We start from the raw sequence: 26390 nt of genomic DNA, 5'->3' as shown, positions 1-26390 counted from the left end.
TCCTATGTAAGCGCAGACAGACACTCACCTCAGCGGATAGGGTTCAACGGACGTCATGCGCGCCGAAATACAGAAACTGGTCGATGAAATCCAGCAGTCCTTGGCACTGCTAAGGAGGCATCTTTGACTGGGATGCATCACTAAGACGGCTCGATGAGCTCAACGCCGCGGCCGAGGATCCCAAGCTCTGGGATGATCCTCAGCGGGCGCAGGCCTTGATGCGCGAGCGCCAGCAGCTCGACGACCAGATCAAGGCCGTGCGCGGGCTGGAGCAATCCCTGAGCGATAATGTGGAGCTGATCGCCCTTGGCGAGGAGGAGGGCGATGCAACCGTCACAGCGGATGCGGAGCAGGCGCTCGCCGGGTTGCGCGACGAGGTTGCAAAGCGCCAGATCGAGACGCTGCTCTCGGGCGAGGCGGACCACAATGATTGCTATCTCGAGGTTCATTCGGGTGCGGGAGGCACCGAAAGCCAAGACTGGACCGAGATGCTCGCCCGCATGTATCTGCGATATGCGGAAGCGCATGGCTTCAAGGTGGAGACCGTCGAAGCCCATCCCGGCGAAGAGGCGGGGCTCAAATCCGCGACGTTCCAGATCAAGGGCCATAATGCCTATGGCTGGCTGAAGTCGGAATCAGGTGTGCACCGGCTGGTGCGGATTTCACCCTTCGACTCCAACGCGCGGCGGCATACCTCCTTTGCCTCGGTTGGCGTCTATCCCGTGATCGACGATACGATCGAGATCGAAGTCAACGAGAGCGACTGCCGTATCGATACCTATCGGGCATCGGGTGCGGGCGGGCAGCACGTGAACACGACGGACAGCGCAGTCCGCATCACCCATATTCCCACGGGAATCGTGGTGCAGTGCCAGATGGAGCGTTCACAGCACAAGAACCGGGCGACCGCCTGGCAGATGCTGCGGGCGCGCCTCTATGAGGCCGAGCTGCAGCGGCGGGAGGAAGCAGCCAATGCCCAGAATGCTCAGAAGACCGATGTGGGCTGGGGTCATCAGATTCGCTCCTATGTGCTGCAGCCCTATCAGATGGTGAAAGATCTGCGGACGGGGGTCGAGACCAGCGATACGGCCGGGGTGCTCGATGGCAAAATCGACGATTTCCTCGAGGCTGCCTTGGCCCAGCGGGTTCATGGCAGTCAACAGGCGGCGGCGGAGTAGGCCGCCGCATCGCCTCACGGGCGAGGATGCTCGCCATGCACGTGAGGCTTAGAGCGTTTCCGCTTTCCTTTGAATCGCGAAACCGATCAGTAGAGCGCTACGGGATTGATCACGGCCTGGACGGACCCCCGCAAAGCGCGGCGCACCCAGCACGAACATGAACTCGCTCACCTTGTCCTCGACGAGGGGCTTGGTGTTCATGTTCTCAAGAATGTAGGTGCCGTTCCGCGCCAGGAGATATTGGTGAACTTCGAAGACGCCGGTGTCTTTCTCGAAGGGCATCACTTCGAGCGCCCAATTGTCGGCCCCAATGGCCACCACCCCCTTCTCCACGAGATAGCGGGCACCGCTCAGGGAAAGACCCGGCTCGACCTTGCCGAAACGCTCGGGTTCGCTCTCGATGATATCGAGCCAGCCGGTGTGAAGAAGCACGACGTCGCCCTCGCGAATGGTGACGTTCTGCCGCTCTTCCGCGGCTCGGATGTCTTCTGCCGAAATGCCCTGACCTTCCTGCATCATGGGAACGCCTTTGAGGCGGGCAATATCGAGGACGATGCCACGGGTGACGATCGGGGGCACATTCTCCACGCCGAAGCGCGTCAGACCTTCGGGCTTGGTGAATTCCGTGGCGGGAACGCCATTGTAGTATTTGTGATCAATGCCGACATGGCCGAGGCCATCAAGCTGGCTGCCTATGCCAACCCAAGTATGTAGAATGTCGTCATTATAGACCATCTTGGTGGGCCCCAGTGAGGCGTCACCAACCTGGTTTGGCTGCACGACGAGGATGTCGAAGCCGCGCGGCGGGAAGGCCGGCGTCTTGCGGCTCGTAACAATGCCGAGGGGTTGGGCCTTTCCCCGCGTGATCAGACCCGCCGCGTCCTTGATGTGCTGGGGCTTCAAGTAGTTCACGGCGCCCAGCGTATCCTGAGCCCCCCATTTCGAGGGGAACCAAGCGCGCTCTTCCGCTTCAACCGGCGATAAGGTCGCCAGCGCCCCGATGACAGCTGCAGCAGAGCCGTTCCGCCAAGTAAACATGCGCTTTCCTTCCAGATCTGGTCATTATTGGTGAAGACCAGCAAGTGTAGAAAGCGGGCTGTTCAGCAGTCAACGTGCGGAACGGGGTGGTGCAGAAATGAGGACCCGGATCGGGGCTGTCGTGTTGCTCGCTTTCGCGATGGGGAATGCTGGCGGATATTAGACGCCCGCGTTCCAGAAACCACTTCTCGCGTCCTTGCTTGATCGCATTTTCTTTACGGGGAGCCGGTATCCACTTCGCTCGAAAATGCTCAGCGACCGGTATCGGTGCCGGGCAGGCGGGGCCGCTCCTGTGCGGTCTGATCCTCAGGGGAGGTCTCGAAGGCGCGGCCATCGAAGAGCTGTGCGCCTGCGGAATGGTCGAGCGCTTCGGGGAAATATTGCTCATCCTCCAGGGCTGCAACATTGCCGATATCGACCGGATCCTCGGCGCGGCGCATATTGCCCTGCACGAAGGCGCCGTTCTCAATCGAGATCGTCTCGTGCGTGATATCGCCCTCCACATGGGCGCCGGCGAAGATATGGACGTGAATGGCGTGGAGCGGGCCGATGATGCGGCCCCTGACCACGATTTCCTCGGCGACGACCTCGCCATGAACGGCGCCTTGACTGTCGACGACCACGCTTGCGGCGCGCACGTCGCCGTGGATGGTGCCGTCGATCTGCAACTCACCCCCGGTGATCAGCTTGCCCTCAATGACAACGTCGGTGGTGATGATACTCGGACCTGCGCGACGCCCGACCTTCACCCGTTCGCTCTCATTACTGGCCGCGAGATTGTCCTGCTTGTTCCTGCTTTTGAAGATCATTCCTCGCCTGCCAGAAGCGTTTGGGGTCAACTGCGCGTCCATTCACGCGTGTCTCATAGTGTAGATGGGCTCCAGTGCTCCGGCCCGTGTTGCCAAGGCGCCCGATGATCAACCCCTTAACCACGCGCTGCCCAGGAACCACGGATATGGTGCTCAGATGAGCATATCGGGTGGACAGGCCCTTGTCATGGTGGATCGCCACCATCTTGCCATATCCGGCCATCCATTGCGCCTCCATGACAATGCCCGCGGCGGTTGCCCGCACAGGCGCGCCATAGTGTGACTTCAGATCAATGCCGCTGTGAAGCGCCAGCCGCCTCCGGAACGGGTCCCGACGCAGACCGAATCCACTGGTCACGCGGGAGGTTGCAAGGGGCAGCCAGATCGGCAGGGACAGAACAGCCTCGCGGAGCTCCAGGCCATAACCACGCTGCACCTCGAGTTCCTCAAGGCGGGCGAGCATGGAATCACCGGGATAGGTGACGGGGGCGGGAATGAAAGGGCCACCGATCGCATTTTCGGGGGGAGATTGGGCTCGCTCGACCAGCTTCGGGGAAAGTCCCATCCTCTTCATGGACCCTTTCAAGATCGTGATGTTGTCGAGGACCTGCCGTTCAAGGGCTGTCACAAAATTCCCCTGACGGTGGTCGAGAGACGAGGACAAGTCGCCAATATCCGTCAGCGGCCGCATGGCCTCGTCTGCCGTCTCGAATGGCTCGCGATAGCGGTCAAGCATGGAGCCTGGCCTGAGACTGCCCTGATCCTTGGGCTTTGAATTCGGTTTGGCAACCGGGGTCCGGTCGCGCCGGGCAGGCTGGCTCGGTGCCGAATTTTCCTGCGATGATTCCGGCTCGGTGGTGGGCTTGCCACCGCTCTGCCCGTGAGGCTCTTCCCGTAATTCCTCGGGAGGCGCTGGTGCTTCGGTTGCCAGCTCGCCCAGGGGCACGGTCGGCTGCCAGCCTTGAAAAAAATAGGTCTCCAATCGCTCTTGGCGCGATAGGAGCGATTCATAATGGAGACGGAGATCATCGACCTTGGAGAGGTAAGCGTCCTGATCCAGCAGCAGGCGGGCATTGAGCGCCTCGACGGCGTCGCGCATCTCGGAAAGGCGCGATTCGTAGGCGTGCTTGACCTCGGCCAGGTGCTTGCGGTTGAGCGCGATGATCTGGTCCTTGAAGGCCACGTTCACCGTTGCATAGGCAAACCAGAACAGAAGGCCCAAGCCAAGGACCGAGATCACGGCCTGGGCGGTCGGCGAGATCACGAAAAAGCGGATATCTCCCTCGGTCCGGACATAGATCTGCCGAGCCCGAAAGGTTCGACGAAGGGCGTCTGCCAAACCTGTGGTGGGCTTTATCGAATGCAGGCGGCCGTCCATCCGCTGTATCCAGGACCGTCTTCCTCGTCACCACCCTACAACCAGGGCGCTATATCAATCCTTTCTGCACCTCGCGGGGTGCCTCCGTCAATCGTTCTGAGAGCTGTGCTTGCGAACAAAATCCGCCTGCGCCGAAGTGTTGTCCATGCTGTTCAGTCGAGTGCCTGACACGCCGATAGAACTGCAGCAACATGGCCGTCCAGCTTCACCTTGCGCCAGATCTTCGCGATGTGTCCCGATTGATCGATCAGAAAAGTACTGCGCTCGATTCCCATGAACTTACGACCATACATGCTTTTTTCACGCCAAACGCCATAGGCTTCTAAGATCGACTGATCGAGGTCGGAGGCGAGGGGGATGCTGAGGCCATGCTTGCGCTTGAACTTCTCGTGGCTCTCGGCCGAATCGGCGGAGACGCCGAGAATCGCTGCACCCGCATCGGCAAAGGCCTGACGCGCCGCGTTGAATTCGATCGCCTCCCGGGTACAGCCGGCTGTATCATCCCGCGGATAAAAGTAGAGAACGAGCTTCCGGCCCGCATAGCTATCCAGTGTGACCACAGTGCCATCATCGCGGGCGAGGGAAAACCGAGGAGCGGCAGAGCCTTCCTTCAACTCGTGTTGCACAGCGCCATCCTTTCGTCGCTTTTAAATGATGGAAGAGACCCGTTTTCGAGGTTGTGCACGCTCTTCGGGCGCCGGTAAATTAATTTAAGCCGCGCGTGGAGGGCGTCATGTCGATATGTATTGGACGGGCCGCTTGTTCTCGTCTGTTGGTCTGCCGAGCTCGGTTCCTCGTAGACTTACGATCACGGAACATAGACGCTCGTGACACTACGCTAGCCATAGATACTGTGAATTGGGCAAGCGCATAACCAGAATAGGGCTGCTCTCGCTCGGCGGCACAGTGCTGTGTCTGGCCCTGGCCGCAGCCGTCATCTTCTGGCGATTGAGCCTGGGACCGATCTCGCTCGGCTTCATGAGCGCGCCGATCGAGGCGCTCATCAATTCCAATCTCACAGGCATGCGGATCGCGCTCACCGACGCGATCATCGAGCGGGTGGGCGAAACGGGGCGTCCGCGTATACGCCTGCGAGACGTGCGACTCACCAATCCGCAAGGACAGCTGCTCGCCCAGGCGCCGCGGGCCTCGCTCGGGCTCGATGGCTCGGCTCTGCTTCATGGGCGAATCGTGGTGCGCAAGCTCGAATTGATCGGGCCCCATATTCTGGTGCGCCGATCGCTCGACGGCAGTATCGCGCTGGGAGTGGGGGATGCACCAGCGCCCGATGATGAGTTCGCCCTGCCCCGGGCGCGCAGTGAGCATGGCCCGGCCGGAAGGACCGGCATGGCTCAGGTCACCGCCACCGAAAGCAAGAGCGATGCCCGCCAGCTCGCGCCTGGATTGTTGAGCTTCATCAACAAGGAGCTGCTCTCGCCGCCCGATGCCGGTGAGACCGCCGCGTCCTCGCTCGAGGCAATCATCATCAGCAATGCCCGGGTCTCGTTGTTCGATGCCATCAACGAGGCGACCTGGGACATGCCGGAGGTCAATCTCAATTTTCAGCGCGAGGCCGCGGGACTCAAGCTGATTGCCAATGCGGATGTGGCCAGCGGCCGAATCCCTTGGAAGCTCAATGTGGTGGCGAGCTATGACGAGCCGCAGGAGCGGGTCGTGGCGCAGGCGAGCATCCAGGATCTCGTGCCGGCGGATCTGTCCGGCCAGATCTTCTCACTGTCAGAGCTTGCGGAGGTCAAGGTTCCGCTCTCGGGTGACGCACGTTTCGAAATGACCGGAGACGGGCGGGTCTTGCGGGCTGATGCGGTGTTCAGCGCCGGTGCGGGCTATGTCGGCTTTCCCGGCTTCATCTCCCGGCCGATCCTGGTGGATGAGGGGGTGCTGAGGCTGTCCTTCGCGCCCGATACCGGGGACATCGTCATCGGTGATTCTGCGTTTTATGTGGGCGGGTCCCAAGCCAAGCTCAATGGCGCGATCCGACCGGTGCAGGCGGCGGACGGCCGGATCAGCGCGCTGCGCCTCAACCTGAAAGCCCACAGCATCAGCCTCGATACCACGGGCACGATCTCAGATGCCTTGACGATCGACAATGTCGATTTCAGCGGAACGGCTGCGCTCGATCGGGGCGCGCTCGAGGTTGAGGATCTCGTGCTGAGGGCTGGCAATGCGGGCGTGCGGCTGCGCGGCACGTTCACCGAAAGCGCAGAGGCGGTGGCGGTGCGGTTCGCTGCTCGGCTCACCCAGGTCCCGCTTGAAATGCTCAAGAAGCTCTGGCCGCCAATGGCCGCACAGGGTGCGCGGAACTGGATCAACGAGCATGTCTCGACCGGGGTGATCACCGATGGCGAGATGATCGTGGACCTGCCGGGGCAGGTCATCACCGATGCGCTGGCCGGCCAGCCCATTCCGGATGAGAACATCACCTTCAATTTCACCTTGGCGGGCGTTGATACCCGCTATTACGGCGACCTTCCGCCGATACGTCATGCAACCGGTGCTGGCGTGCTGCGCGGTGACAGTTTCGACTTGCAGTTGGATAATGGGGTGGTCACCATGCCATCCGGCCTGTCGGTCGAGCTCGCGACCGGCACCATGAAGGTGAAAAATCTCATGGTCGACGGCACCCGCGGCGCCTTTCAGCTTGCCATCCGGGGGCCGGCGCGCGGTTTCATCGAACTGGTCGATCAGCCACCGCTGCAGTTCATCAGCAAGGCGGGGCTCAAGCTGGGCGAACTCGGGGGGACGGTGGAAGGGCGGGTGGCCTTCGAGCTACCGTTCAGCGAAACAATGAGTGCCGACCAGGTGAGCCTCGATGCCCGCGCCGCGATACGCGACATCAGCCTGCCCAAGGCATTGAATGATATCAGCATTGATGGCGGCAATTTCGATCTGAGCGTCACAATGCAGGGCGCTGAGGGGAGCGGCAGCGTCATGCTCAATGGCGTCAAGAGCGCCCTGGATTGGCGGATGTCCTTCGTCAACAATACGCCGGATGAGCGACAGGTCACGGCACGGGCCACGCTGAACGAGCGAGACCGCGAGCGGCTCGGCATGGAGATCAATGATCTGGTCCAGGGGGCCATGGATCTCACCGTGAAGGTTGATCTTTCCAAGGATCAGGTGACCGGGGCACAGGTCGAGGCCGATCTCAGCAAGGCCACGCTGATGGTGCAGGGGATCGACTGGCGGCGACCACCCGCCGCGAAGACCCATGCGACCATGACGGTCACCATGGCAGAGGATGGGGCGCTCGATGTCCGCGACTTCGCTCTGACGGGGACCGATCTCGAGGTGCGCGGCGATTTCACCGTCAATGGGCGGGGGGATGTGCAGCGGTCGAACCTGCCGGTGGTGCGGCTCGGGCAAGGCAATGATCTGTCGCTGGTGATCAATCGGCTGGATGAGAAGCGCCTGGAGGTCACCGTCAATGGCAGCAGCTTCGATGCCCGGCCGATGATCGAAGGCCTGTTCGAGGAAAAGCCCAAGCACAATCTGAAGCCGCAGATCAGCGAAATGAAGGGCAAGATCGCCAGCGTGATCGGCTTCCGCAACGAGCGCCTTGTGAATGTGGATTTCAGCGGTCGTGCGACGGAGCGGGGCATTCTGGCGCTCAAGCTCAATGGCCGGTTCAATGACGGGGCACCTTTCGCCATGACCATCGAGCCCGTGGCGCAAGGCAGGCGGCAGCTGACCGCGGGCAGTGAGAATGGCGGTGCGGTGCTCAGAGCGACCGATCTCTATTCGAGGGTGCGGGGCGGGCGGCTTTCCTTCAGCGGGTTGCTGGGGCCGGTGGGGTCGGCTGACCTCGACAATGCGCTGCTCAGGCTTCAGAATTTTGAGGTCATGGACGAGCCGGCCCTGCAGTTCGATGAGAAGGGCAATCCCATCCGGCTCAATCCCCGCCAGGCTCAGCAGCGACCGGGCACGATGATGTTCTCGAGCCTCAATATGCCATTTTCGGTCGATGCGAGCGGTATGACGGTTGGCGATACGCTGCTGCAAGGGCCGGCGCTTGGGGCGACCGCCAGCGGGGTCATTCGCAAGCCAGGTAAAGTGCTCGATATCGGCGGCACGATCATCCCGGCCTATGCGCTCAACTCGATCCTGAGTTCGGTGCCGGTGCTCGGCGAAATGCTCATGGGCGGCAAGGGCCAGGGCATTTTCGGCGTGACCTTCGCCATTCGCGGTACGACGGACAAGCCGCAGGTGCTGTTCAACCCGATCTCCGCCCTGGCACCGGGATTCCTGCGCAAGATCTTCGAGTTCCAGGGCAATACGGGACGCGCAGCACCCCAGAGGCCGCCGCAGGCCTATCCGGCACCGCCTGGCCCCAGAGCAACGCCACGGGCGCAGGGCGGACAGCCCCCGCCAGCGCAATCCCAGCAGCCGAGACGTCCGCGGAGCTTCGAGCGTTAGAGCGTTTCCGCCTTTCGTTGTATCGCGAAACCGCGTCTCAAGGTCTTGCTTGGTCGCATTGTCTTCACGCGAAACCGGTATGCGACTTCGCTCGAAAATGCGCTAAGCGCTCTGGGAGGCTGCTCAGACCGGCTTCAGCAAGACGTGCCGCTTCCGGCCCATGGAAACCTTGACCGTCTCGGCGCCATCCGCAAGCCTGACGATTGCCTTCTCATCCTCGATGACCACGTCATCCACGCGGATGGCGCGGTTGGCGATGGCCCGGCGTGCCTCGGAATTGGAGGCAACGAGGCTCGCGCGGACGGCGGCGGTCAATACACCGATACCGGCTTCGAGCTCGGCACGGGGGACTTCAATGCTCGGCAGACCTTCGGCTGCGGCAATGCCGGCCTCGAAAGCCTGACGGGCAGTTTCGGCCGCCTGATCAGCTGCCTCGCGCCCATGAAGGAGGGCGGTCGCCTCAGTCGCCAGGACCTTCTTCGCCTCGTTGATCTCCTGGCCCTGCAGGGCGCCCAGCCGGTCGATCTCTTCCAATGGCAGTTCAGTAAAGAGCTTGAGGAAGCGGACCACATCCCCGTCCTCGGTATTGCGCCAGAACTGCCAATATTCATAAGGGCTCAGCATCTCCGCCTTGAGCCACATGGCGCCTTGGGCGGTCTTGCCCATCTTGGCGCCGGAGGCGGTGGTGATGAGCGGGCAGGTGAGAGCATAGAGCTGGGGCGCGCCCATCCTGCGGCCGAGATCGATGCCGTTGATGATGTTGCCCCATTGATCAGACCCGCCCATCTGCAGGCGCACGTCGTAGCGGCGGTTCAGCTCGACGAAGTCATAGGCCTGGAGGATCATGTAGTTGAACTCCAGGAATGACAGCTCGTGCTCGCGCTCAAGCCGCAGCTTGACGGAGTCGAAGGTGAGCATGCGGTTGACCGAGAAATGGCGGCCGACATCGCGCAGGAACTCAATATAATTGAGGGGCGCCAGCCATTCCGCATTGTCAGCCATGCGCGCATCATTACCGCTGCCGGTCACGTGGCTACCGAAAGTCAAGAAGCGGCTGAACACCTCGCGCAGGCTCGCCTTGTTCTCCTCGATCTGCTCGAGGGAAAGGATCTTGCGGCTCTCATCCTTGCCGGAGGGATCGCCCACGCGCGTCGTTCCGCCGCCCATCAGAACGATCGGCCGGTGACCGGTCTTCTGGAACCAGCGCAGCATCATGATCGACAAGAGATGGCCGACATGCAAAGAGGGGCCGGTGCAGTCATAGCCCACATAAGCCGTCACCGGACCCGCATGGCACAGCTCATCAAGCCCTGCCAGATCCGAACACTGGTGGACAAAACCGCGTTCGTGCAGGATTTTAAGAAAATCGGACTTAAACTGGGTCGTCTGTGACTCGGTCATGAGAGAGAGGCCGGGGTGTGCGATGGCTCCAACAGGTGCCGCGTCTTAGCACAGGGGAAGACTATGGCAAATGCCTTGACCGCATTGGGCATGGTGAGCGGCACCATCCTCGATGGCATCGATATCGCGCTGGTGGTCACCGATGGGGAGAAGGTGGCCTCGCGCGGGCCATCGATGAGGGTTGCCTATCCGGCCGATTTTCGGGAGCGGCTGGCGGCGGGCCCGAGGCAGCCTTGCGGATCAGCCGGCGCGAGGAGCTGCCCGGCATGCTTGGCCAGCTCGAGCGGGAGCTGACCACGCGCCATGCGGACGTGGTTCAATCATTCTGTGAGCAGAATGGTCTAGATCGCTTCCATATCGATGTGATCGGCTTCCATGGCCTTCACCGCTGCCGCGGTGGTACGGGCCGTCAGGCTCCTGTCGCAGGAGCCCAGATGCTGGGTGTTGTGCGGTGGCGGGCGGCATAATCCGATCATGCGGCAGGCCTTGAGCGCCAAGCTTTCAGGGGAGGTCGTGCCTCGCGGAAAGCTTCGGCTTCGATGGGATTCCATCGAAGCTGAAGCCTGCCTATATGGCGGTGCCCAGCCTTATCGGCGCGCCGATCTCGTTCCGGGAACAACGGGGTTGCGGCGGAGATGGCCGGTGATGGGGTCGTCCACCGGGCGGAGCCGCCACGGCGGCGCGCTTCGGTATGAGCGGAGGTTCTGCTGGGGCCGGGGTTTAGCTGATCGCTGCGAAACGCAGGATGTTCAAAGAAAAGGGGCCGCAGCGAGAGTGCGGCCCCTTCTCGTTCAAATCTGCCTCGTTCGGGCTTTAAGCCTTCGACATCGCAGCTTCGAGGTTCTCGCGCACCTTATCGAGGAAGCCCGTGGTCGAGAGCCATTTCTGATCGGGCCCGACCAAGATGGCGAGATCCTTGGTCATGTGGCCGGCTTCGATCGTGTCGACCGTCACTTTCTCCAAGGTTGCCGCAAAGGCGTTGAGCTTGTCGTTCTTGTCGAGCTTGGCACGGTGGCTCAGGCCGCGGGTCCAGGCGAAGATCGACGCGGTCGAATTGGTCGAGGTCTCCTTGCCCTGCTGGTGCAGCCGGTAATGGCGGGTGACCGTGCCATGGGCGGCCTCCGCCTCGACGGTCTGGCCGTCGGGTGTCATCAGCACCGAGCTCATCAGGCCGAGCGAGCCGAAGCCTTGCGCCACCGTGTCGGATTGCACGTCGCCGTCATAGTTCTTGCAGGCCCAGACATAGCCGCCGGACCATTTCATGGCGGAGGCGACCATGTCGTCAATCAGGCGGTGCTCATAGGTGAGGCCGAGCTCCTTGAAGCGGTCCTTGAACTCGGCATCGAACACCTCCTGGAACAGATCCTTGAAGCAGCCGTCATAGGCCTTGAGGATCGTGTTCTTGGTGGAGAGATAGACCGGATATTTGCGCATCAGGCCGTAATTGAACGAGGCGCGGGCGAATTCGCGGATGGACTCGTCGAGATTGTACATGGCCAGTGCCACGCCGGCGCCGGGGTAGGAGAAGACCTCGTGCTCGATGACCTTGCCGTCCTCGCCCACGAATTTGATCGTCAGCTTACCCTTGCCGGGCACGGTGAAATCGGTCGCGCGGTACTGATCGCCGAAGGCGTGGCGGCCGATGACGATGGGCTGGGTCCAGCCGGGCACGAGGCGCGGGATGTTGGAGCAGATGATTGGCTCACGGAACACGACGCCGCCCAGGATGTTGCGGATGGTGCCGTTGGGCGACTTCCACATCTTCTTGAGCTTGAATTCTTCGACGCGGGCCTCGTCCGGCGTGATCGTCGCGCATTTCACGCCAACGCCGTAGCGCTTGATCGCCTCGGCTGCATCAACGGTGACCTGGTCGTCGGTCTCGTCCCGGTGCTCAATCCCGAGGTCGTAATATTTGAGGTCGATATCGAGATAGGGCAGGATGAGCTTGTCCTTGATGAAATGCCAGATGATCCTGGTCATCTCGTCGCCGTCGAGTTCGACGACCGGGTTCTCGACCTTGATCTTCGCCATCGTGTTCGGGCCTCGGTGTTGATGTGTCGCCAGTTGCGCGATTGCGCCGTCTTCATAAGCATCCTCGCTGGATTGATCAATCCCGCGGGATCGCCTATTGAGCCACGCCGCCTCTTCTTGAAACCGATAATCCAGGCCCGTTCATGACCGTTCACGCGCCGATCGTGGTTCTCGTGCACCCGCAGCTTGGGGAGAATATCGGAGCTGCCGCGCGCGCCATGGCGAATTTCGGCCTGAGCGAGCTCAGGCTGGTTGAGCCGCGTGATGGCTGGCCCAACCCGCAGGCGGGGCGGAATGCCTCGGGGGCGGACTCGATCATCGAGGGCGCCCGCGTATTCGCGACGGTGGAGGAGGCGATCGCCGACCTCACCTATGTCTTGGCGACAACGGCGCGCCGGCGCGACATGATCAAGCCGATCCTGACGCCGGAAACCGCAGCGCGCGCATCGGCCGAAAAGCTGGCTGCGGGCGGGCGCGTGGGGATCCTGTTCGGGCCCGAGCGCACAGGGCTCGAAAGTGATCACGTGGCGCTAGCGGATGCAATCGTGATGGCGCCGGTCAATCCCCGCTTTGCCTCGCTCAATCTCGCGCAAGCGGTGCTGCTGGTCGGCTATGAATGGTTCAAGCAAGCGGGCGAGGAGCGCCTGGGGCGAGAAACCCCGGTTGATCCCGCGGGGCAAGAGGGACTGCAGGTGGTGGAGACCCGCCCTGCCACCAAGGCTGAACTGCTCAACTTCTTCACGCGCCTTGAGACGGCCTTAACCCGCTCTGGTTTTCTCTATCCACCAGAGAAGGCGCCGATCATGATCCGAAACCTGCGTAATCTGTTCAGCCGTGCTGCCCTGACCGAGCGCGAGGTTCGCACCTTGCATGGCATTGTGTCATCGCTCACCCGCGAGAAGAGAGGGGCGGGAGAGGCTGAATGAGCGAGACCCCACCCCCGCGCATCCTGCTGTTCGACAGCGGCACCGGCGGTCTCACCGTTGCGCGGGCGGTGGCCGAGGCGCTGCCACAGGCCCATCTCATCTATGCGGCCGATAATGGCGCTTTCCCTTATGGCGCGTGGGAAGAGGGGGCGCTGATCGAGCGCATCCTTGCGGTCATGAGCCTCTTGATCGCCAAGAGCCGACCCGATCTCGTCGTCATCGCCTGCAACACTGCCAGCACCCTCGCCATCTGGCGGCTGCGGGAGCGATTTCCTGACATTCCGTTCGTGGGCACCGTGCCGGCGATCAAGCCTGCCGCGGCCCTGTCCAAGACAGGCGTCATTGGCGTGCTGGCGACGCCGGGTACGGTGCGGCGCGAATATACCAAGGCGCTGATCGATACCTATGCCAGCCATTGCACCGTGATCCTGCACGGGGCACATGGGCTTGCGGCCCTTGCCGAGGACAAGCTCTACGGCAAAGCACCGGATCGGCGACAGATCCTGCGGGAGATCCGTCCGGTGTTTCGCAAGCGGAAGGGGCGGCAGACGGACACGGTGGCGCTTGGCTGCACCCATTATCCCCTGCTCCTTGAGGAACTCACGGCCATGGCACCATGGCCGGTCACCTTCCTCGACCCGGCGCCTGCCATTGCGCGCCGCGTGGTTCAGGTTCTTGCGGAACGCGGGCGGCAGCCGGGCGAGATCAATGGTGCGGTTGCGCCCTCGACCCTCATGCTCACGGCGCGGCCCGTAGCGGAACGGGTGCTCGATGCCTATGCGGTGCTGGGGTTTGCGAACCACATGGTGATGCCGGCGAGTTAGGGCGTTTCCGCTTTTCTTTGGGTCGCGAAATCGTCGACTTCGCCCGCAAATGCTCTCGTCGGCATGCAGATGATCTCTCGTATTTGACAGGCTCCGGGGATATCTGTATCACCACCACCGCGGCCGGCGCTCTCTGCCGGCGCGTCTGCTTGCCCGTGATTGCCACTCTGCTTGGGGTGGTTGATCTGTCGGCCGACACAATCGGCGGAGGAGGGCGAGTTTCATCCGCGATGGCACCGAGCCATCGTGCCTTTATTTGGAGACTCGAATGACCAAGCGTATTCAGGCGAAGCACAAGATCGATCGCCGCATGGGCGAGAATATCTGGGGCCGCCCCAAGAGCCCCGTCAACAAGCGTGAATATGGCCCGGGCCAGCATGGGCAGCGCCGCAAAGGCAAGCTGTCCGACTTCGGCCAGCAGCTGCGCGCCAAGCAGAAGCTCAAAGGCTATTACGGCTCGATCAACGAGCGCCAGTTCAACGCCATCTATCAGGAAGCCGCCCGGATGAAGGGTGATACTTCCGAGAACCTGATCGGGCTTCTCGAACGGCGCCTTGATGCGATCGTCTATCGCGCCAAGTTCGTGCCGACCATCTTCGCCGCCCGTCAGTTCGTCAATCACGGCCATGTGAAGGTCAATGGTCGCCGGGTGAACATCCCGAGCTATCGGGTGAAGCTCGGGGACGTGATCGAGGTGAAGGACAAGTCGCGCGAGATGGCGCTGGTGCTGGAAGCCCAGCAACTGGCCGAGCGTGATGTGCCTGATTACATCGAGCTCGACCAGAAGGGCTTCGTTGCGCGACTCAGCCGCGTGCCCGCGCTGTCGGATGTGCCTTATCCGGTTCAGATGGAACCCAATCTGGTCGTCGAGTTCTACTCACGCTAATGCGAAATCCGGCGGAAGCCTTTGTGCTTCCGCCCGCGCACTCCCGCCGCAGCGCCGGCTGCTCGAAGCAGTATTGTCCGAGAGCCGCGATGATGCTGTCATGGGTTCGATGATATCGCTCGAGGAGCAGAAGTCGGAATGAAGGCGCCCCTGTTGACCACATCGCTCGTGCTTGCCGGACTAGGCCTTGCCGGCTGCCAGACCACCAGCACCAGTTCAGATGTGCCGCAGCAGCCGCGACTCACTGTGGCCAATCAGACCTATGACGTCGTCTATGTGCCGGTGGTCGAATTTGCCGATCCGACGGGGCGGACTGCGCGCGATACAGGCGCCGCCACCCCATCGCTCGACCAGTGCAAGCTGGTGGTCGAAACCCTGGTCAACCGGCCGCAGCCGCGCGAATTCCAAGGTATGACGGTCGCCGAGACCGCCTGCTACGAGGTCGAGCGCAGCGGGAAGCAGTCGAAGATCAAGCTGAGCTGATCAGTTTACCTGCCATTGATAGTTGACGCGACGCAAGCGCGTGGGAATTGCGCCGGCGCAGACCTGGTGGGCAACGCGCACCTCGGCTAGGGTCGCCTCGATGCTGGTGCGCCAGAATTCCAGAAAGCGCGTCAGGCGGGGATATCGGGGGGCTGCATCATAGTGCTGCCAGACAAAGGTCTGCAGTATCTCCGGATGATCCGGCATATAATAAAGAATCTCTGCAGTGGTGAGCTGCAGCTGCTCGTCCAAGCGAGCCTGCATCAGACTTTCTCTATCCAGAATCAATGGTCCCATATTCGTCCTCACTGTGTGCTCTGGATAATCAAGATTTCGACCCAAGCGTTCCCATCGTCAAGCAGATCCTTTCAATTTCCCTTGCTATTCCAGAAACTTAGCAGCATTCCTTTGAGGCTGCTAACAACAGTCGGCGGTGATTGGAGAATGGGTCGCACCCGTATCCCTCTTTACGAATCGTGTCGCCTCGGCCCATAAGCTCGTTTCTCGGTTCCTGGTCCAAGACGCTGGGCAGTTTTGTTTGTCATGGCGGCTCTTGTTTCTCTGCAAAGGCTGGTCAAGCGCTTCGCCGATGTGACGGCGGTGGACGGGATTTCCCTCGACGTTGCCGAAGGCGAGGTCCTGGGCTTCCTCGGGCCGAATGGCGCCGGCAAATCCACCACCATGAAAATGGCGACCGGGTTTCTGCCACCCGATTCCGGCCAGGCATTCATTTGCGGTCATGATGTCGCGCGCGCACCAAAAGCGGCAAAGCGGGCGCTCGGCTATTTGCCGGAAGGCGCGCCTGCCTATGGGGAGATGACGCCGCATGCTTTTCTCGGCTTCGTGGCGGATATTCGCGGTCTCACGGGGCAAGCCCGCCGGCATGCCCTCGATCGCGCCATGGGGCTGACCGAGCTCGAGACAGTCGCCGAGCAGCCGATCGAAACCCTCTCCAAGGGGTTCAAGCGGCGTGTGGGCATCGCCCAGGCCATTCTCCATGACCCGCCGGTGCTGATCCTGGATGAGCCGACAGACGGGCTTGACCCCAACCAGAAGCACCAGGTGCGGCGGCTGATTGCGGAAATGGCGCCCCGCAAGGCGATCATCATCTCCACCCATATTCTCGAGGAGGTGGACGCGGTCTGTACACGGGCCGTCATCATTGCGCGGGGCCGGGTGGTGGCCGATGGCACGGCGGATGAGCTCAGGCGGCTAGTCCCGGGGCAAGCCGGGAGCGCGGTCAGCCTCGATGATGCCTTCCGCAAGCTGACGATGACCGATGACGGGGGGGCGATACGTGCATAACGTGCTCGCCATCGCCCGGCGCGAGCTCAAGGGCTATTTCACGACGCCGATCGCTTATGTGTTTCTTGCGATCTTCGTGGCGCTTGCGGGCGTCTTCACATTCTATGTGGGCCAGTTCTTCGATCGCGGGGTCGCGGATCTCGAGCCCTTCTTCCAGTATCATCTCTGGCTCTATCTGCTGCTGGTGCCGGCGATTGCCATGCGGCTATGGGCGGAGGACTGGCGCTCGGGCACGATCGAGCTGCTCATGACCCTGCCCGTATCCACGGCCGAGGCAGTGATCGGCAAGTGGCTTGCCGGCTGGGCCTTTCTCGGGTTGGCGTTGCTTGGCACCCTGCCGATCTGGATCACCGTCAATATCCTGGGCGAACCGGACAACCGGGTGATCGCCGCAGGCTATCTGGGCTCGTTCCTCATCGCCGGCGGCTTTCTTGCCATAGGGGCTGCCATGTCGGCTGCAAGCCGCAACCAGGTGATCGGCTTCGTTTTGGGAGCGCTGGTCTGCTTCCTGTTCGTGATGAGCGGCACGAATCTCGTGCTCGGCAGCCTGCAAGGGTGGGCACCGGAGGTGCTGACCGCTGCGGTTGCCTCGCTTTCTGCACTCACCCATTTCAGCAATATGACCCGCGGCCTGATCGGCGCCGCCGACCTCATCTATGTCGCCTCGCTGATCGTCTTCTGGCTGTTCGTCAATGCTGTCATTATCGAGCTCGGCAGGGCGGAGTAGGGTCGTGGCGAGCGTAACTCAGACACATGCCTCGCGCCGGATGCTCGCCGCCCTCGCGATCATTCTCGCCTTCCTGACGTTGCTCGGCGTCAACCTCTTTGCTTCGCAGGAATTGCCGCTGACCCGGCTCGATCTGACCGAGGACAAGCTCTATACGATCTCCGACAGCACGCGCGCGGAGATGGGCGCCCTCAAGGAGCCGATCACCGTCCGGCTCTATTTCTCCAAACGGCTGGGCGAGATCGCGCCGACCTTCCAGGCCTATTTCGACCGGGTGCGCGCGCTGCTCGATCATTATGCGCGGCTGTCGAACGGCCGGATCATCGTTCAGACGATTGATCCCGAGCCGTTCACCGATGCGGAAGACGAAGCGGTCGCTGCGGGGCTTCAGGGCGTGCCGCTGGGCAGCAATGACCAGCTCGGCTATTTCGGCCTCGTTGCCACCAATATGACGGATGATCGCGAGATCATTCCATTCTTCGCCTTCGATCGCGAGACCTTCCTCGAATATGACCTGACGCGGCTGATACACAAGCTTTCCGTGGTGAAGCGGCCGAAGATCGGGCTGATCACCACGGTGCCAATGCTGGGGAGCATGAATCCCATGACGGGCCAGCAGCAGCCGGCCTGGCGAGTGGTCGATCAGATCAAGGACTTTTTCGATGTGGCGACGATCGAGACATCGGCCACTGCCATCCCGGCGGATGTCGACATGCTCATGCTGGTGCAGCCGGCTGGGCTTGCACCGGAGCTCTTGAGCGCGGTCGACCAGTTCGCGTTGACGGGCAAGCCGGTTCTCGCCTTTGTTGATCCCGTGGTCGAGGTGATGGGGCCTACGGGCTCGCAATTCGGTCCGGATGACGGGTTCCTCAGCCTGCTGAAGCACTGGGGCGTGAGTTTTGATCCGGCCCAGGTGGCAGGGGATGCGGACCATGCCCGCCAGGTGCAGTACGGTACGCCGTCGCGGCCCAGCGTTGCGGATTACCTCGTCTGGCTCGACATGACGCCCGAGACATTCGATGGCACCGATCCGGTCTTTGCAGGGATCAAAAGCATCACCTTCGCAACGGCGGGAATTTTGCAGCCGGAGGCGAAAGCCGGGCCACGCGCGGAACCGCTGATCCAGACCAGCACCAATGCCATGGCGTTTCCCATCGCTGTGGTGCGTACGCCTGATCCGAGCCAGCTGCTGCGGGATTTCGCGCCGGGCAATCTGGCCCTGCCGCTGATGATGCGCGTGCAGGGCACAGCTCAGACGGCCTATCCCGACGGCATCCCCAAGGGGGCCAATGGCGAGGCGGCCGAAGGTTCTTCGCAAGACCTCAGCTCCGGAGATGCGGGCGCTGCCAAACCTGAGCAGACAGAGCTCAAATCCGGCAGCGTCAATGCCATCGTGATCGCCGATGTGGACATGCTCTATGATTCGTTCTGGGCTGATGTTCGCGATCTGCTCGGCACGCAATTCCTGGTGCCGCTCGCGGGGAATGCCAATATGGTGCTCAACGCGCTGGAGAGCCTGTCGGGCGGATCTGCGCTTGCAGACCTGCGTGGCCGCGGTGTCCAGGATCGCCCTTTCAGCCTCGTCCAGGCGATCCGGCGTGAGGCAGAAGCGCGGTTCCGCTCGCGCGCGGAAGCGTTGAACCAGAACCTGCAGCAGGTCGAAGCGCGCATCTCCAACCTGCAAAAGGGGGCGGGCGAGGGCAATGTCATTCTGTCCGAAGAAGATCGCCAGGCACTTGCCCAATCGCGGGCAGAGATGATTTCGCTGCGCCAGCAGCTGCGCGACGTGCAGCGGGCGTTGCGCGAGGATATCGATCAGCTCGACCTCGGCCTCAAGCTTCTGAACATCGCGCTCGTTCCAGCCCTGATCGCGCTTGCCGGCGCCATCGTGTACTGGGTCCGGCGACGGCGGCGGATCGCCTGGCGCAAGGCGGCCAGCCTACGGCGGGAGGCGGCCGCATGATCACCAAGCGGCTTGTCATCGTGCTGATGCTTGCAGCGATCCTTTCGCTTGCCGCCGCGGTCTCAGCCTATATGGGCAATCACCGCTGGAGGGCGCAGGATCTTGCAGGCGAGGCGATGCTCCCGGGTCTTGCCGCAAAGCTCAATAGCATCGCGCAGGTCGAGATCAGGGATAAGGCGGGCGCGCTCATCCTGCAGCGCGAGGGTAGCGGGTGGCGATTGCAGAACGAGGACGGCTATCCCGCTGATCCGGCCCGTGTGAACGCCCTGCTGATCGGCCTGGCGGAGCTGGAGCGCCTTGAGGCCAAGACCGACCGGCCGGAGCGCTATGGCGCGCTCGGCCTCGATGCGCCGGACAAACCCGAGGGGGAGGGAGGCGGCACGCTCGTCACGCTGCAGGGGCAGGACGGCTCCGCATTGGGATCGCTCATCATCGGCAAGCTGCGCGCTGAGCGGCTCGGTGACGCGGTCGGGATCAGCGGCACCTATGTGCGCGCGCCCGATGAGGCGCAGAGCTGGCTCGTCTCCGGCGATCTTCGTGCCGCGAGCGAGCTCAGCCGGTGGGTTGATACCCGCATGCTCGGCCTTACGCGCGATCAGATCGCGCGGGCAACGGTTACGCCTGCGGGGCAGCCGCCGCTGACGCTCAGCCGGGTGAAGGGCGGGGATGGCCAGCAATCATTCACGATCGAGAACCTGCCCGCTGATCTCACCCTGAAGAGCCCCTCCGGGGCGATGCTGGCTGCGACCGATTTTGCCGGGCTCAGTTTCGAAGCCGTGCGCAAAATGCCAGCGCAACCGGGCGTGCCGGCTTCAACGGTTGAGCTTACCACCACCGAGGGCATAGTCCTCAGGCTGCTGTTGACGAGGGAACGGCAGGCGAACTGGGTGAGCATCGCCCAGCTTGCGCCGGGCAGCAATCAGGAGGCGGCCGCTGCTCTCAAGAAGCGGATCGAGGGCTGGCAGTTCCGGTTGAGCGAAACGGCGGCACGGCCCTTCTTTGTAACGCTTGCGGCGCTTACGGAGAAGAAAGAGGCGCCGGCGGCGCAGCCTGACGGTGCAAGCCCAGCGGCGCCGATGGGCGACCAAGAAGCGCCCGATGAGGATCAAACGCCGGGTCAACCGGAAGCCGAGTAGGGTGGATCTGTCGCAGATCAGGGTTGGCAGACTCCCGGACCGCTTCGCTGATCTCCGCTAGTCGCATCTTCCTCGCGCTTTGGACTATCGAGCTTCGCTCGAAGATGCTTGGAGCATCGCCTCACGGCGTCATCGTCAGCATCTGGCCGACCCGGGCATCGGCCCAGGCAAAGCAGCCGGCAAGCTGCAGGCCGATCGGCAATTCGCCATAGGTGCCAAGCACGCCCTGCTCCTTCAGGGCACCGGCAAGTCCGGGCTTGTCTCCCGCCACCACCCAGACCGAGCCGAGCCATGTCTTGCGGACCGGCTGGCCGCCGGCCGCGGCAATCCTGTTGACGATGGCAGTCTCGCCGAGCCCGGGTGGAAAGACGGCGAACATTCGGCCGGACGCATGGGGCGGCAGGGCGGCATCACGAATCGCCACCGCCATCATCACGAGCCAGATCAGGAGAATGCCGGCGGCAACGCCTGCAGCGAGCCAATGGGGACGCATTCTCCGCGGCGGGTTCACTGTTCCGGGCATGATCCCGGCTCCTTCAGGCCTGTGCTGCTGCGCGCCCGAAATTGGGTGCGGCATGCTCGCGCACCGGCAGATTGATCAGGGCGGCCATGAAGCAGAGTATCACACTGATCCACCACACCGGGGCGTAGGACCCAAAGATGTCATAGAGCAAGCCGCCGAGCCAAACGCCAAAAAATGAACCGATCTGATGGCTGAAGAAAACGACGCCATAGAGCATGCCCATATAGCGGGTGCCGAACATGATGGCGACGAGACCGGCGGTCGGCGGCACGGTCGAGAGCCATAGCAGGCCCATGACAGCGGAATAGACCAGTGCGGAAACGCCCGAGAGTGGCAGGAGCAGGAAGATGATGGTGGCAATGCCCCGGCCGGCATAGATGGCGGCCAAAAGGTAAGGTTTCGCATAGCGGGTGGCGAGCATTCCCGCCATGTAGGAACCGACCACGTTGAAGAGGCCGACAAGGGCGATCGCGGTGCTGGCAATGCCTACATCAACACCGCCTTCGACCAGATAAGGCGGCATATGGGTGGTCACGAAGGCGAGCTGAAAGCCGCAGACGAAGAAGCCGATGGTGAGCAGCACATAGCTGCGATGGGTGAGTGCCCGGCCCAGAGCCTGGAACAAGGGCAGGGTCGTCTCGACTTCCTGGCTTTTCGGGTTGGCAGTCTCTGCCCCGCCGCGCAGCACGGCGGCAAGCGGTACGCAGATCAGCATGCAGGCGGCAAGCAGAACGAGGGCGGTTTGCCAACCATAGGCGCTGATGAAGGCCTGGCCGAGCGGTGCAAACAGAAACTGCCCCATGGAGCCGGCGGCGGTCGCAATGCCGAATGCCCATGAGCGGCGCTCAGGGCCGACGCGGCGCGAGAAGGCCGCCATGATGATGGCGAAAGAGGCAGTGGCAATGCCGATGCCGACGATGACGCCAGCGCTCACCAGGAACACCGGGGCGGTTTGCGGCAGGGACATGGCAACAAGGCCGGCCGCGTAGATGATGGCGCCGACTGCCAATACCCGGGCCGTGCCATAGCGATCCGCCAGGCCGCCGACGATGGGCTGGGTGGCGCCCCAGACCAAGTTCTGGACGGCGATCGCCATGCCGAAGGTCGCGCGATCCCAGCCATAGGCTTCGGTTATGGGAAGGGTGAACAGGCCGAAGCTTGCCCGAATGCCGAAGCCGATTGCCGCGATGATGCAGCCGGCGATGATAATGATCTCGGTACGCCGCCATAGGGGCTCGGCATCCAGTCCGGAGCGCGACATCGATGATCCCTTAAGACACAAACATCGCTGGTATTTTATCGCGTAGCCGCGCAGCCGGACTAATGCGCATTCCTGATGTCAGGTATGAAGAAAAATGATTCACCCGACAGAATCATCAAGAGGATTGATGCCTCTTTCAAGCCGATTGATCTGTGCAGCAGCAATTGACTGCTGAAACGGGCCGCGCAGAACCTGGGTTAGGCGCTCTGCTGCTCGGCCTCGATGCCATTCTCCTCGAGCAGTGCCTGAAGCTCGCCCTTCTGGAACATCTCGCGGACAATGTCGCAGCCGCCGATGAACTCGCCCTTCACATAGAGCTGCGGGATGGTCGGCCAATCGGAATAGGCCTTGATGCCGTTGCGCAGTTCATCCGAGCTCAGCACATTCACGCCGGCATAGGGGATGCCGAGATAATCCAGGATCTGCACCACCTGACCCGAGAAGCCGCACATGGGGGCATCCGGGGTCCCCTTCATGAACAACACCACGTCGTTCGACTTCACCTGCTGGTCAATCCACTGCATGACATCGCTCATGATGCGGGTCCTCTTTTCGCTTGCCGGTCGCCGGCGGCGCCGGATCATTCCGCCCTAAGTGGGGATCCGGTTTTGTGTGTTAAAGATCCTGCTCGAGAGCCATTTCGCTTTTCGCGCGCGCAAGCAAAACCGCGCTCAAGTGTTTGCCCGGGTCGCATCTCCTTCACGCAAACCGGTGTCCATGTCGCTCCAAAATGCTTCAGTCCTCAGGTGCTGAGGTCTGCAGGGCGAGGGCATGAAGCTGGTTGCCCATCGCTCCACGAAGCGCCTGATACACAAGCTGGTGCTGCTGCACGCGAGTCTTGCCCTTGAAGGACTTTGAAACCACGGTCGCGGCATAATGATCACCATCGCCGGCAAGATCGCGGATTTCAATTTTGGCGTCAGGCAGCGCCTCTTTGATCAGACGCTCGATCTGTTTTGCATCCATTGCCATCGTGCCAGCCCCTTACCCCAATCGTGTCATATTATTGGTTTTTGTGCGGCTTGTCGCCTGGTGCAGTTTTCACCGAGGGGAACCGCTCAACATCCTGCTTCGTCGCATTCTCTGCCACGAACGCATAGCTATGCATCGAAATTGCTCTAGGCATCTGTTCCGGCCTTCTCCATGAAGGCGGGGAACCATCCCTCATGCACCGCGACGAGCCGGTCGACGGGGATGCTGGCGATCCCCTCGATCTCCAGTGCCTGTCCGCCCACCGCACCCAAGTGCTCGACCGGAACGCCCGCCTGGGATGCCGCATTCAGGATCGCATCCACGTCATCGACCTCGCAGGTGACGACATAGCGCGCCTGATCCTCACCGAAGAGGGCAAGATGCGGCTCGCCGGGAACGGTGATGCGCGCGCCCATGCGGCCGGCCATGGCCATCTCTGCAAGGGCTGCCACAAGGCCACCGTCAGAAATATCATGGCACGCCGTAGCTTGCCCCGCCTTGATCAGGGAACGAATGAAGTCGCCGTTGCGCCGCTCGACCGCAAGGTCAACCGGGGGCGGCGGGCCGTCCTCACGGCCAAGCACCTCGCGCAGATAGATCGACTGGCCCAAATGGGTGCCATGGACGCCCACCAGCAGGACGACATCGCCTTCCGCCCCGAAGGCGACCGCGGCTGTGCGGTCGAGGTCCTCGATGAGGCCCACGCCGCCAATCGCGGGGGTTGGCAGAATGGCGCGGCCATTCGTTTCATTATAGAGCGAAACATTGCCGGACACGACCGGGAAGCCGAGGGCGCGGCAGGCATCGCCGATACCATTGATGGCCCGCACCAGCTGGCCCATGATCTCGGGACGCTCGGGATTGCCGAAATTGAGATTGTCGGTGACCGCGATGGGCTCGGCACCAACCGCGGTGAGATTGCGCCAGCATTCGGCCACTGCCTGCTTGCCGCCTTCGTAAGCATCGGCCTCGCAATAGCGCGGGGTCACATCGACCGACATCGCCAGCCCGCGGCGGCTGTCGCCAAGGCGTACCACGGCCGCATCGCCCCCGGGCTTCTGCTGCGTATTGCCCAGGATCAGATGATCATATTGCTCCCACACCCAGCGCCTGGACGACATATCGGGAGAGCCGATGATCTTGAGAATGGCCTGGGCGAAGTCATTGGGCGGCGGCACCGAGCCTTCGGCCAGGGGAGCGGGCGGCGTGACATCGGTCCATGGCCGGTCATATTCCGGAGCCTCGTCGCCCAATTCCTTGATCGGCAGGTCGGCCATGAGCTGGCCGCCGTGCAACACGCGGAAGCGGAGGTCGTCGGTCGTGCGGCCGATGACGGCAAAATCGAGGCCCCACTTGCGGAAGATCGCCTCGGCTTCGGCTTCCTTCTCGGGCTTGAGCACCATGAGCATGCGCTCCTGGCTTTCCGAGAGCATCATCTCGTAGGCCGTCATCCCGCTTTCCCGGCAAGGCACCTTGTCGAGATCGAGCTCGATGCCGAGGTCGCCCTTGGCGCCCATCTCGACGGCCGAGCAGGTGAGGCCTGCAGCGCCCATGTCCTGAATGGCGATGATCGCATCACGGCTCATCAGCTCAAGACAGGCTTCCAGCAGCAGCTTTTCGGAGAAGGGATCGCCCACCTGAACGGTCGGACGCTTGGCCTCCGCATCCTCGTCGAACTCGGCGGAGGCCATGGAGGCGCCGTGAATGCCATCGCGCCCGGTCTTGGAGCCAAGATAGACGATCGGCATGCCGACGCCGGAGGCCTTGGAGTAGAAAATCCGGTCGGTGCGGGCGATGCCGACGGCCATGGCATTGACGAGAATATTGCCATTATAGCGCGGGTGGAAATTGACCTCGCCGCCAACGGTTGGCACGCCGAAGGAATTGCCATAGCCGCCAATGCCCGCCACCACGCCGGCCACGAGGTGCCGCGTCCTGGGGTGTTCGGGATCGCCGAAGCGCAGCGCGTTCAATGCGGCGATCGGCCTTGCACCCATGGTGAAGACATCGCGCAGGATGCCGCCGACGCCCGTTGCCGCGCCTTGATAAGGTTCGATGAAGGAGGGGTGGTTATGGCTCTCCATCTTGAAGATGCAGGCCAGACCATCGCCAATATCGATCACCCCCGCATTCTCGCCCGGACCTTGGATCACTCGGTCACCCTTGGTGGGCAGGGTGCGCAGCCAGCGCTTGGATGATTTATAGGAGCAATGCTCGTTCCACATGGCCGAGAAGATGCCGAGCTCGGTCAGGCTCGGCTCGCGGCCGATCAAGCGGATGATGCGCGCATATTCATCGGGCTTGAGCCCGTGTTCGGCAACGAGCTCAGGGGTGATGTTCACGTCATTGGCAATCATTAAGATCTCGGGTCGGGGTGGCCCTGACGCGCCTCACGCCGCGTCGAGCAGGCTTTCGAACAGGGGGCGGCAGTCGCTGCCGCCATGCAGCGGCTCAATGAAATTCTCGGGATGCGGCATCAGACCAACGACGTTGCCGCGCGCGTTCATGATGCCGGCAATGTTGTTGACGGAGCCGTTGGGCGCAAAGGCGGGCGATACATCGCCGTTTGCATCACAATAGCGGAACACGACCCGGCCCTCACCCTCCAGGCGCGCCAGGGTCTCGCTATCGGCGAAGTAATTGCCATCGCCATGGGCGACGGGACAGCGCACAACCTGGCCCTTGGCAAAGCGCCGGGTGAAGTCGGTCGCGGTGTTCTCGATGCGCAGATGCACGAGCTTGCAGTTGAACCTGAGGGATGCATTGCGCATCAAGGCGCCCGGCAACAGGCCGCATTCGGTCAGGATCTGGAAGCCGTTGCAGACCCCCAGCACGCGCAGCCCTTTTTCCGCCTTGGCCACGATGTCTGCCATGATGGGCGAGCGCGCGGCAATCGCGCCGCAGCGGAGGTAATCACCATAGGAGAAGCCACCGGGCAGTACCACCAGCTCCACATCGGGCAGGCTCGTATCGCCATGCCAGACGAGCTCGGGTGTGCTGCCATGGATCTTGCGCAAGGCCGCGACCATGTCCTGTTCGCGATTGGAGCCGGGGAAGACGATGACGGCGGATTTCATTTTTGGGTTACGCTGCTCAGAAGAGATGTTGCCCTGGC

General features: G+C 62.3%; 25 protein-coding genes. 11 read left to right on the top strand and 14 right to left on the bottom strand.

From position 1 onward, the window contains the following. The first annotated feature begins 55 nt into the window (after positions 1–55). A protein-coding gene (prfB, locus tag RCF49_RS02515) for a peptide chain release factor 2 (RefSeq protein WP_432807363.1) occupies positions 56–1178 on the top strand; the annotation gives its coding sequence in 2 pieces (ribosomal slippage) (positions 56–124 and positions 126–1178; 1122 coding nt in all). 48 nt (positions 1179–1226) lie between these two features. Here the strand turns inward: prfB and RCF49_RS02510 are convergent. The 4 genes from RCF49_RS02510 to RCF49_RS02495 all read right to left on the bottom strand — a co-directional run bounded on the left by RCF49_RS02510 (position 1227) and on the right by RCF49_RS02495 (position 5029). Continuing rightward, positions 1227–2216, bottom strand: a complete 990-nt coding sequence (locus RCF49_RS02510) for a cyclase family protein (RefSeq protein WP_342642475.1) — start codon at positions 2214–2216, stop codon at positions 1227–1229. A 251-nt stretch (positions 2217–2467) separates the two neighbouring features. Further along, positions 2468–3025, bottom strand: a complete 558-nt coding sequence (locus RCF49_RS02505; protein WP_342642474.1) for a bactofilin family protein — start codon at positions 3023–3025, stop codon at positions 2468–2470. Next, the gene (locus RCF49_RS02500; RefSeq protein WP_342642473.1) at positions 2979–4403 is read right to left on the bottom strand and encodes a M23 family metallopeptidase; all 1425 of its coding nucleotides are present in this window, start codon (positions 4401–4403) and stop codon (positions 2979–2981) included. The genes RCF49_RS02505 and RCF49_RS02500 overlap by 47 nt, the downstream gene beginning before the upstream one ends. A 152-nt stretch (positions 4404–4555) precedes the next feature. Then, on the bottom strand, positions 4556–5029 hold the full coding sequence (locus RCF49_RS02495) for a peroxiredoxin (protein ID WP_342642472.1): 474 nt from the start codon (positions 5027–5029) through the stop codon (positions 4556–4558). 232 nt (positions 5030–5261) lie between these two features. On the opposite strand from RCF49_RS02495, the gene RCF49_RS02490 reads away from it, so the two are divergent. Continuing rightward, complete coding sequence (locus RCF49_RS02490) at positions 5262–8837, top strand: YhdP family protein (protein ID WP_342642471.1); 3576 nt, start codon at positions 5262–5264, stop codon at positions 8835–8837. A 123-nt stretch (positions 8838–8960) separates the two neighbouring features. Here RCF49_RS02490 and tyrS read toward each other — a convergent pair whose 3' ends face one another. Then, the gene (gene tyrS / locus RCF49_RS02485; RefSeq protein ID WP_342642470.1) at positions 8961–10238 is read right to left on the bottom strand and encodes a tyrosine--tRNA ligase; all 1278 of its coding nucleotides are present in this window, start codon (positions 10236–10238) and stop codon (positions 8961–8963) included. A gap of 63 nt (positions 10239–10301) precedes the next feature. Here tyrS and RCF49_RS02480 point away from each other — a divergent pair, with 63 nt between their 5' ends. Further along, on the top strand, positions 10302–10532 hold the full coding sequence (locus tag RCF49_RS02480) for a hypothetical protein (RefSeq protein WP_342642469.1): 231 nt from the start codon (positions 10302–10304) through the stop codon (positions 10530–10532). A gap of 47 nt (positions 10533–10579) precedes the next feature. Here the strand turns inward: RCF49_RS02480 and RCF49_RS02475 are convergent, their stop codons facing one another. After that, positions 10580–10789, bottom strand: coding sequence for a hypothetical protein (locus RCF49_RS02475; RefSeq protein ID WP_342642468.1), 210 nt, complete (start codon positions 10787–10789; stop codon positions 10580–10582). Between the two features lie 262 nt (positions 10790–11051). After that, the gene (locus RCF49_RS02470) at positions 11052–12269 is read right to left on the bottom strand and encodes an NADP-dependent isocitrate dehydrogenase (protein ID WP_342642467.1); all 1218 of its coding nucleotides are present in this window, start codon (positions 12267–12269) and stop codon (positions 11052–11054) included. 143 nt (positions 12270–12412) lie between these two features. Between RCF49_RS02470 and RCF49_RS02465 the strand changes: the two genes are divergently transcribed. The 4 genes from RCF49_RS02465 (at position 12413) to RCF49_RS02450 (ending at position 15388) form a co-directional block, all read left to right on the top strand. Continuing rightward, complete coding sequence (locus RCF49_RS02465) at positions 12413–13195, top strand: RNA methyltransferase (RefSeq protein WP_342642466.1); 783 nt, start codon at positions 12413–12415, stop codon at positions 13193–13195. Further along, the gene (gene murI / locus RCF49_RS02460) at positions 13192–14019 is read left to right on the top strand and encodes a glutamate racemase (RefSeq protein ID WP_342642465.1); all 828 of its coding nucleotides are present in this window, start codon (positions 13192–13194) and stop codon (positions 14017–14019) included. Before RCF49_RS02465 ends, murI begins: the two co-directional genes overlap by 4 nt. A 268-nt stretch (positions 14020–14287) precedes the next feature. Next, on the top strand, positions 14288–14905 hold the full coding sequence (gene rpsD / locus RCF49_RS02455) for a 30S ribosomal protein S4 (protein ID WP_342642464.1): 618 nt from the start codon (positions 14288–14290) through the stop codon (positions 14903–14905). 138 nt (positions 14906–15043) lie between these two features. Then, positions 15044–15388, top strand: coding sequence for a hypothetical protein (locus RCF49_RS02450; RefSeq protein ID WP_342642463.1), 345 nt, complete (start codon positions 15044–15046; stop codon positions 15386–15388). On the opposite strand, the gene RCF49_RS02445 is transcribed toward RCF49_RS02450, so the two are convergent. Continuing rightward, the gene (locus tag RCF49_RS02445) at positions 15389–15652 is read right to left on the bottom strand and encodes an aspartate-semialdehyde dehydrogenase (RefSeq protein ID WP_342642462.1); all 264 of its coding nucleotides are present in this window, start codon (positions 15650–15652) and stop codon (positions 15389–15391) included. Between the two features lie 279 nt (positions 15653–15931). On the opposite strand from RCF49_RS02445, the gene RCF49_RS02440 reads away from it, so the two are divergent. The 4 genes from RCF49_RS02440 to RCF49_RS02425 are packed head-to-tail and all read left to right on the top strand — an operon-like array spanning position 15932 to position 20519. Beyond that, positions 15932–16693, top strand: a complete 762-nt coding sequence (locus RCF49_RS02440; protein ID WP_342642461.1) for an ABC transporter ATP-binding protein — start codon at positions 15932–15934, stop codon at positions 16691–16693. Beyond that, positions 16668–17420, top strand: a complete 753-nt coding sequence (locus tag RCF49_RS02435; protein ID WP_342642460.1) for an ABC-2 transporter permease — start codon at positions 16668–16670, stop codon at positions 17418–17420. The genes RCF49_RS02440 and RCF49_RS02435 overlap by 26 nt, the downstream gene beginning before the upstream one ends. A gap of 4 nt (positions 17421–17424) precedes the next feature. Beyond that, a complete protein-coding gene (locus RCF49_RS02430) occupies positions 17425–19383 on the top strand; it encodes a Gldg family protein (RefSeq protein ID WP_342642459.1) in 1959 nt (652 codons plus the stop codon). Then, positions 19380–20519, top strand: a complete 1140-nt coding sequence (locus RCF49_RS02425) for a DUF4340 domain-containing protein (protein ID WP_342642458.1) — start codon at positions 19380–19382, stop codon at positions 20517–20519. The genes RCF49_RS02430 and RCF49_RS02425 overlap by 4 nt, the downstream gene beginning before the upstream one ends. Positions 20520–20640: 121 nt before the next feature. On the opposite strand, the gene RCF49_RS02420 is transcribed toward RCF49_RS02425, so the two are convergent. The 6 genes from RCF49_RS02420 to purQ all read right to left on the bottom strand — a co-directional run bounded on the left by RCF49_RS02420 (position 20641) and on the right by purQ (position 26352). Further along, a complete protein-coding gene (locus tag RCF49_RS02420; protein ID WP_342642457.1) occupies positions 20641–21042 on the bottom strand; it encodes a hypothetical protein in 402 nt (133 codons plus the stop codon). 13 nt (positions 21043–21055) lie between these two features. Then, positions 21056–22303, bottom strand: a complete 1248-nt coding sequence (locus RCF49_RS02415; RefSeq protein WP_342642456.1) for an MFS transporter — start codon at positions 22301–22303, stop codon at positions 21056–21058. Between the two features lie 197 nt (positions 22304–22500). After that, positions 22501–22839, bottom strand: coding sequence for a Grx4 family monothiol glutaredoxin (gene grxD / locus RCF49_RS02410; protein ID WP_342642455.1), 339 nt, complete (start codon positions 22837–22839; stop codon positions 22501–22503). A 199-nt stretch (positions 22840–23038) separates the two neighbouring features. Then, positions 23039–23275, bottom strand: coding sequence for a BolA family protein (locus RCF49_RS02405; RefSeq protein ID WP_342642454.1), 237 nt, complete (start codon positions 23273–23275; stop codon positions 23039–23041). 146 nt (positions 23276–23421) lie between these two features. Then, a complete protein-coding gene (gene purL / locus RCF49_RS02400; protein ID WP_342642453.1) occupies positions 23422–25632 on the bottom strand; it encodes a phosphoribosylformylglycinamidine synthase subunit PurL in 2211 nt (736 codons plus the stop codon). A 33-nt stretch (positions 25633–25665) separates the two neighbouring features. Next, positions 25666–26352: a phosphoribosylformylglycinamidine synthase subunit PurQ gene (gene purQ / locus RCF49_RS02395; RefSeq protein ID WP_342642452.1), complete on the bottom strand. Its 687-nt coding sequence runs from the start codon at positions 26350–26352 to the stop codon at positions 25666–25668. Between the last annotated feature and the right edge of the window lie 38 nt (positions 26353–26390).

Origin of the sequence: Rhodoligotrophos sp. CJ14 (assembly GCF_038811545.1) — a bacterium.
In the GTDB taxonomy this organism is placed as follows: domain Bacteria; phylum Pseudomonadota; class Alphaproteobacteria; order Rhizobiales; family Im1; genus Rhodoligotrophos; species Rhodoligotrophos ferricapiens.
This window is presented reverse-complemented; position numbering and strand designations above follow the sequence as displayed.